This window comes from Parapedobacter brassicae (assembly GCF_051400755.1).
Taxonomy (GTDB): domain Bacteria; phylum Bacteroidota; class Bacteroidia; order Sphingobacteriales; family Sphingobacteriaceae; genus Parapedobacter.
In genome coordinates this window covers 733,191-740,874 of record NZ_JBLFFL010000003.1, presented here as the reverse complement: position 1 = coordinate 740,874, position 7,684 = coordinate 733,191, and the positions used below count along the sequence as shown (strand labels likewise).

Below are 7,684 nucleotides of genomic sequence, written 5' to 3'. Positions count from 1 at the left end.
ATAGCCCGAAGCTTTCTCGCGCAGAGAGACGCTGCTGCCTTCTCGATTTCCTTTTGTTTTCTTCCGATTATATGTCAGTTAAGTAAAAAGTAAAAAGTAAAAAGGGCTGCGGCCGTTGTTTTGACTTTTGGTTTTTGTTTTTTGACTTGATAAAGGTATTCAGGTGCCTATATCGGCGGTGTCCACCTCTTCCCATACCGAACAGAGCAGTTAAGCCCGCCAGAGCCGATGGTATTGCCGTAACAGGCGTGAGAGTAGGTCGGCGCCGGATTTCACAGCGGCCCCGCTGCAGATGCAGCGGGGCTTTCTTGTTTACATGCAACCCCACAGAAGGGATGCCCCGGAAACGGGCATCCCTTTTTTTGTTGGCAGCTTGACCCAATAACGCTATGGGCAAGCGCCGCTAATAGCTCATAAATACCCCAAAATGGGTATTGCCTAAGCCCCTCTCCCACAGGATATTTGTCTTAGCATCTTCTTCAAGTGCAAAGGCCCAAGGTATTGAGCCGATGCTGCTGAGACAAGAAGACCGATTATTTAAACAAATCAAATCATGCTTTACCCGGCGATTGAAAACATTCAGCGTGTGCTCAATGAGCAGCTTGCCCCGGCGACCACCATCGCCAACATCGCCGAGGTGATTGCGGGCAATGTAGACGTGAATGATGCCGCTATCATCATTTCCTTGGTGAACATCGAAGAGGTGAGACTGGCCAGAAGCCAGCAGCATGTGGTGAAGATCGGGGGGGAGCTGCTTCCCAAAAACCCGGCGGTGCACCTTAATCTTTATTTGCTTTTTACGGCTCATGGCGGCGGATATGAACAAGACATCCGGTCATTACAGGAAGTCATCGCGTTCTTTCAAAAGCGGACCGTATTCGATAAAGCGGACACGCCGGGCTTGGCGGAGGATGGCATAGACCGATTGATGGTGGAAATGGTCACACTCGGCATTGAGCAGCTCCAGCAGCTGTGGTCTATGCTGGGCGGACGCTACCAGCCATCCGTGCTCTATAAAATGCGGATGATCACCATCGACAGTGTGAAAGAAGGCCCTGTAGCGCCGATCAAGGAGATTGAGATGAATTATGAAACCAAGTAGTGAACAATTTCAATAGCCAAATGACATGGATACAGTAGTTATACGATATGAAAAATTGTTTTCCATTCAACTGGATCATGCGGATTTCCCGCCGGCGGAGGGGATGAACGGCGCGGTAGCGCTGGCAGACCACCTCGCGATAGTGCCTGACGAGAAAACAAAGCAGCTGTTTGGCGTATATGATATCCAATACCGCCTCAACCAGGATGTATTGGTCTGCTACCTTCGGGTGATGGCCAATGAGGACCGGCCTTTCCATCCTTTGCCTACTGATTTTTCGGTTCGGTTTCTAATCCACGCGTCGGCCTCATTCACGGCTGGATTGGGGGTGCCCAATACGTTTGGTAGGGACCGGGTTTACTACATCCCCATTGAGTTGAAGGCGGCAGCCTCGGTGGCTGTGCTGGATGACAGCTTATTGTCAACCGTGACGGACACGACACCCACCCCTATCTTCCATCCGGGTTACCCGGGATACTGGGAACGACGGGTGACCACGGTCTCGGGATGCTTGGGGGTTATTGACCTATTGACACAAGGCGCTGGCGCCAATAGGCTGTTCGTAGACGAGGCTACGCAACTCCTCAACTATACCGAGGCCAATGACAAGGCAAGGGAACATTTGTATCGAATAACCTTCAAACCGTGATATCGCAATGAATCGTTAACAATTTAAAATCTTTAAAAATGGCACAAATTAATGAAACTTCGATTAGGACACCCGGTGTGTACGTCAATGAGATACCGTTGTTCCCGCCTTCGGTGGCGCAGGTAGAAACCGCCGTCCCCGCGTTTGTGGGGCATACCCAGCTGGCCCTAGATGAGTTTGGCGAGTCCCTGACCGCAGTAACGCCCATCAAGATCAGCTCATTGAAAGAATATGAGACGTACTTTGGCACCGCGGCGAAGGAAACGGGTATCGCGGTAGCGGTAGTCGCGACGTTGGACACCCCACCGGGCGAAACGGACGAAGACGCGGCATCGACGGTGGATGGAACGCTCGATCCGTTTTCAAACAGTATCCAGTCATTGGCTGCCGTACCCAGCATTGCCAATGCATCTACCCAAACGCTGTATTACAACATGCGCCTGTATTTTGACAATGGCGGCGGTCCTTGCTATATCGTATCATTAAAGCCCGTCGAATCGGCGACAGACGCGTATGAGCAAGGATTGAACAGCCTGGAGACCGTCGACGAACCCACGATATTGGTGTTTCCTGATGCTGTCGGAACGCTGACACAGGCTAATTATTATGCGTTGATCTCGCAAAGTATCAAGCAATGTGTAAAACTGCAGGATCGGTTTACGTTGGCAGACATCTTTCGTACAGGTACTGAAAGTACGAATACGGCAATCGCCAACTTCAGGAATAATGCCAGCCTCACAGATAACTTGGACTATGCGGCCGCGTACTATCCGTACCTAAAGACCGTGTATGACTTTAATTATAACGATAGCGATGTGACGGTATCTGTAAAAACCCAGACGGATGCTGAAGTGGATGTGAAACTGGATACGCTGAAAAATACGCATTCGGCAATATATAACCTGGCTAAAGCGAAGATCGCTGAACAGCTGAGCCCCACATTGCCCCCATCGGCGGCCATGGCGGGCATATATGCCCGGGTAGACGGATCAAGGGGGGTGTGGAAAGCGCCGGCAAACGTAGGTGTCAGCGGGGTGTATGACCTGACGGCCAACATTACCGATGAAGAACAAGGCGGAATGAATATCGATCCGGTCGCCGGCAAATCGGTCAATGCGATCCGGAAGTTTCAGGGCAAAGGTATCGTGGTGTGGGGTGCCCGCACGCTGTCCGGCAACGACAACGAGTGGCGATATGTGAGTGTAAGACGGCTATTCATCACCATCGAAGAATCGGCGAAGAAGGCAACGGCCTCCTTTGTGTTTGAACCCAATGATGCCAATACCTGGGTGAAGATCCGGGCGATGCTCGAGAATTACCTTTCGCTGCTGTGGCGGCAAGGCGCATTGGCCGGGGCGAAAGCTGAGCATGCCTTTTATGTACGTTGCGGGCTCAACCAGACGATGACTGCCCAGGATATCTTGGAAGGTAAGCTCATCGTGGAGATCGGGCTGGCCGCGGTACGACCGGCTGAATTTATCATCCTGCGCTTCTCACATAAGATGCAGGAGTCGTGATGCGGAGTATGAATGATTATATGAACCCAATAAATCAACAATAAGATGGCAAATTATCCTCTTCCCAAGTTCCACTTCCAGGTCGAGTGGGGTGGTGCTAAAATCGGTTTCAGTGAAGTAACAGGACTTGATGTGACCATAGAACCGATTGAATACCGCGATGGCGTGAGTCCGGAATACCACAAAATCAAAATGCCCGGATTGCAGAGCTTTTCGAATATCACCCTCAAGCGCGGCATATTCAAGGGTGACAATGACTTCTACAATTGGTGGAACACCGTGGCGCTGAATACCATCGAAAGACGCGACATCATCATCTCCTTGCTGGATGAATCACACGCGCCGGTGGTGGTGTGGAAAATCAAAAATGCGTGGCCCCTGAAAGTGCAGTCTACAGACTTGAACGCCACCGGCAATGAAGTGGCCATCGAGGCGGTGGAGATTGCGCACGAAGGTTTGACGATCCAAAACGAGGGCTGATGTTTGCGTATCCACCCGTCGGGTTTCACTTTTCCGTGGCCTTCCAGCTGTTTCCACAGACGCCCAATGACTTCCGTTTTCAGGAAGTAAGCGGACTGGAAATGACCATGGAGACCGAGCAGGTGACCGAGGGCGGCCAAAACCGCTTCATCTGGGAGCTGCCTGTAAGGGCAACGTATACCGATCTGGTTTTGAAACGGGGGATGTTTATCGGCTCAGGAATATTGATGTGGTGCAAGAACGCCTTTGAAAACTTCACCTTCGATCCGGTAAATGTGATCATCATGTTGTTGAACGATCAGCATATCCCCATACAGGCATGGTACGTGGTCAACGCGATTCCGAAAAAATGGGCGGTCTCGGCCTTCGATGCACAACAAAGTACGGTGGTGATCGAAAGTATCACGCTGAGCTACCAGTATTTCAATATCATCAGCGTTGACTCGGCCTTATCGTTAGCGGGTGGTATCGGCGGATCGGTCAGTTTTGGGGTTTGACAAACTTAACGAATATAGCGGATATGCCCATCGAGATCAAAGAATTGCACATCAAAGCGGTGGTGTCACCGCCGACCCCTGTAAAACAAGGGCACTTGGACAAAGAAGCCATTGCCAAGCTGAAAACGGAAATCAGCGCAGCGGTAACGCGTAGTGTACTGCAAATCATGAAACATAAAACGGAACGCTAATGTTAGGAGCATTATCAGGATCGGAAAAGTTATACATCGAGGCCTACGAGGATTCGGAATACCGCGAACGGTCTTCTGGTGAGAAATACACCGCCCTAATCAACCCCGCGTCGTATTCGTGGAGCTACAAGATTAAGTATACCGATGAACAGGCGCCGGGGAGCATCGGGGCACGTAAAGACTTTGTCTGCATCGAACCCAAACAGATTTCCTTCGACTTGATTTTTGATGGCACGGGGGTGGTTAGAAAAGAGTCGGTTTTTGACGTAGCCTTAGGGGTCGCCGCGCAAAAGCCCCAGCCTGTGGATGAGCAATTAACGAACTTCAGGGAGAAGTTTACCTATAATGGTGCGAAGCATCAACCTTATTACCTCAAGATCCATTGGGGTACCCTGATATTCCAGGGGGTATTGCGCGAAATAGATATTCAGTATAAACTCTTTGACGATAAGGGAAAACCGATCCGGGCTGTAGCTAAATGCACTTTTGCCGAAAGCCTCGACGAGGCCTTGCAAGAGGCGCAACGAAACAATCAGAGTCCGGACATCACGCACGAACGCCTGTTTGGTGCAACGGACCGCATAGATAGGGTGGCGAACAAAATTTATGGACAGGGGCAATATTATACCGATGTGGCGGCTTTCAATGGATTGGATGGATTTCGGAAGATCAACGCAGGCACGAAGGTATACTTTCCCCCATTAACTAAATGAAATGCCCACGCAAGCAGATACCGGTTTAGCGACCTACAACATCTTGGTGGGTGACACCCCTACACTCGGGTCGGGAGATGAGATCTCACATACGATCCGGGTGCTGGATATCCATGTTTCGCGTGAAATCAACAAAATACCTACAGCGAGGTTGACGATTGTTGACGGCAGTGTAGCCACTGCAGACTTCGGTGTGAGTGACAGCGACGTGTTTCTGCCGGGGAAAAACATCGAAATAAAATTGGGCTATCGTAGCCAAAACCAGCCGGTTTTCAAAGGAATTATCATCCATGTGGCCCATCACATCGATGCCAATGGCTCGCACCTATCCGTGGTTTGCAAGCATGAGGTCGTGAAGATGACCATGGGGAAGAAAAGCAGGCACTATAATGAAGTGACTGACAGCGATGTGGCTTCGCTGCTGTTGCAGGAAAACAACATCGCGCAGGTATCGGTAGCGACGACGACTACCACGCACGAACAGCTGATCCAGGCGCAGGTGAGCGATTGGGACTTTATGATCAGCCGGATGGACATCAACGCCCTGCTTTGCCTGATCGATAATGATATGGTCGCGCTGCAGCCGCTGAACGCTGATGAACCCGCCGTAATGGATCTATTGTATGGTACGCATATTTATGAGCTGGATACCGAAGTGGATGCCCGCACCCAGTTTACCTCGGTGAGTACCTACACCTGGAATTTTGTGGACCAAGAAGTGCAGGACATTACCGGCGATAGCAAGGTCGCATCTGCCGCAGGCAGCTTGAGTGAACAAATGCTTGCGGACATAGCGGGCCAACCGTACGAAATGCGGTCGGCAATGTACATGACTGCCGAGGAGCAGCAGCAATTGGCGGACGCCCGGCAGCTGCGGCAAACGATGTCTAAAATCAAAGGGACCGTAAAATTCAGGGGCAATGCCCAGGTAAAACCCGGATCGTTTGTAAACCTGCAGGGAGTAGGAAAGTACTTCAATGGGAAGGCGTTTGTGGGCGCCGTGACGCATGAATATGCCGAGGGGAGCTGGTTTTCGGTAGCCACGTTGGGGTGGGATGAGGCCTTCTACGCCGAGAGCGTGCGCGGAGACGCAGCGGTAGCCGAGACGGGGGTATTATCGGTGATGCAGGGATTGCAGATCGGTATTGTGACCGACATCATCGACCCGAAGGGGGAAGGCCGGGTGAAGGTACGCCTGCCGGTGGTGGAACCCGAGAGTGAGGGCGTATTTGCCCGCGTAGCGACATTGGACGCGGGGAGCGACCGCGGCACTTTTTTCAGACCTGAGGTGGACGATGAAGTCATGGTGGGCTTCATCAACAACGACGCCGCCCATCCGATCATATTGGGGATGCTGCACAGCAGTGCAAAGCCGACCCCATTTGAAGCGAGCGAGGAGAATGATGAAAAAGGATATGTATCTCGGTCGGGTATCAAAATCAGCATCCATGACGGCGATAAACGCATTGTCATGGAGACACCGGGCGGAAGAAAGCTGACGATGGACGACCAGGCATCGACCATCATGATGGAAGATGACTCGGGAAATTCGATCGCTATGGAAAATCAGGGCATCACAGTGAAAACATCGGGCGACCTAACCCTGGAGGCCGGCGGAACTTTGCAACTGAAGGCGATGCAACTGGCGTTTAACGCTGATGGCACGGCCAAGCTGGAGAGCAACGGCGGGATCTCGCTGAAGAGTAATGGCACTGCCGAGCTGAAAGGAGCGATGGTGACGGTTGAAGGGGGATTGGTAAAGATCAATTGAGGTAAAGATCAACTAATAGGATATGAGTTTCGCAGCAAGGGTATCGGACCCACATGTTTGCCCAATGGCGAGCCCCAACCCCCACGTAGGCGGGGTGGTAATGCCTGCGGGGTGCCCCACGGTGCTGATCGGGGGGTTGCCGGCAGCGCGGATGGGCGATATGTGTGCTTGCCCGGGACCGCCCAATGCCATCGCCATGGGCTCGGCCACGGTGCTGATCGGAGGGCTTCCGGCAGCGCGCATGGGTGACACGACGATCCACGGCGGCACGATCGCCTTCGGGTGCCCAACGGTGATCATTGGCGGATAGGATAAGGATATTACGTAATCATTTACAGACATGGACAGCATATATCAGTCGTTTTTGGGGAAGGGGTGGAGCTTCCCCCCGGAATTTGATCAAGCTTCGGCACGCACGGAAATGGTGGGCGACATAGCGGACATCAACGGCAGCTTGGCCCTGCTGCTGGCCACGCGGCCGGGAGAGCGGGTGATGAATCCCACGTATGGCTGCAACCTGGATGAACTGGTCTTTGAATCGTTGACCACGACGTTGAAGACGCACATCATTGACCTCATCCAGACGGCCATTTTGTACCACGAACCGCGGATCACGGCTAATAAAATTGATATCGAAGAACAACTAGGCACCAGTGAAGTGCTGATCGTACGTATCGATTACACCGTGCGGTCCACTAATTCGAGGTTCAATTTTGTGTACCCATTTTATATCAATGAAGCTACGGAATTAAGCATGCACTGAC

The 7,684-nt window shown here is 51.9% G+C and carries 10 protein-coding genes and 1 rRNA gene; all 11 read left to right on the top strand.

Annotated features, from left to right (window positions below):
• Positions 1-159: 159 nt before the first annotated feature.
• The 11 genes from rrf to ACMGDE_RS12385 all read left to right on the top strand — a co-directional run bounded on the left by rrf (position 160) and on the right by ACMGDE_RS12385 (position 7,683).
• Positions 160-271: ribosomal RNA gene (gene rrf, locus ACMGDE_RS12435) — 5S ribosomal RNA — on the top strand.
• Positions 272-553: 282 nt separating this feature from the next.
• Positions 554-1,102, top strand: coding sequence for a Pvc16 family protein (locus ACMGDE_RS12430; RefSeq protein ID WP_436833108.1), 549 nt, complete (start codon positions 554-556; stop codon positions 1,100-1,102).
• A gap of 25 nt (positions 1,103-1,127) precedes the next feature.
• Positions 1,128-1,751 (top strand): hypothetical protein, encoded by a 624-nt coding sequence (locus ACMGDE_RS12425; protein ID WP_436833107.1) that lies wholly within the window; start codon positions 1,128-1,130, stop codon positions 1,749-1,751.
• Positions 1,752-1,789: 38 nt separating this feature from the next.
• Positions 1,790-3,268 carry a phage tail sheath family protein gene (locus tag ACMGDE_RS12420; protein ID WP_436833106.1) on the top strand — a complete coding sequence of 493 codons (1,479 nt, stop codon included), beginning with the start codon at positions 1,790-1,792 and terminating at the stop codon, positions 3,266-3,268.
• A gap of 45 nt (positions 3,269-3,313) precedes the next feature.
• Complete coding sequence (locus ACMGDE_RS12415) at positions 3,314-3,748, top strand: phage tail protein (RefSeq protein ID WP_436833105.1); 435 nt, start codon at positions 3,314-3,316, stop codon at positions 3,746-3,748.
• Entirely contained in the window at positions 3,748-4,245 is a 498-nt protein-coding gene (locus ACMGDE_RS12410; protein ID WP_436833104.1) for a phage tail protein, read from the top strand. The genes ACMGDE_RS12415 and ACMGDE_RS12410 overlap by 1 nt, the downstream gene beginning before the upstream one ends.
• A 23-nt stretch (positions 4,246-4,268) precedes the next feature.
• The gene (locus ACMGDE_RS12405; protein ID WP_436833103.1) at positions 4,269-4,436 is read left to right on the top strand and encodes a DUF5908 family protein; all 168 of its coding nucleotides are present in this window, start codon (positions 4,269-4,271) and stop codon (positions 4,434-4,436) included.
• A complete protein-coding gene (locus ACMGDE_RS12400; protein WP_436833102.1) occupies positions 4,436-5,149 on the top strand; it encodes a CIS tube protein in 714 nt (237 codons plus the stop codon). The genes ACMGDE_RS12405 and ACMGDE_RS12400 overlap by 1 nt, the downstream gene beginning before the upstream one ends.
• Position 5,150: 1 nt before the next feature.
• The gene (vgrG, locus tag ACMGDE_RS12395) at positions 5,151-6,920 is read left to right on the top strand and encodes a type VI secretion system tip protein VgrG (protein WP_436833101.1); all 1,770 of its coding nucleotides are present in this window, start codon (positions 5,151-5,153) and stop codon (positions 6,918-6,920) included.
• Between the two features lie 22 nt (positions 6,921-6,942).
• Positions 6,943-7,230, top strand: coding sequence for a PAAR domain-containing protein (locus tag ACMGDE_RS12390; RefSeq protein WP_436833100.1), 288 nt, complete (start codon positions 6,943-6,945; stop codon positions 7,228-7,230).
• Positions 7,231-7,260: 30 nt separating this feature from the next.
• Positions 7,261-7,683 (top strand): GPW/gp25 family protein, encoded by a 423-nt coding sequence (locus ACMGDE_RS12385; protein ID WP_436833099.1) that lies wholly within the window; start codon positions 7,261-7,263, stop codon positions 7,681-7,683.
• Position 7,684: the final 1 nt, after the last annotated feature.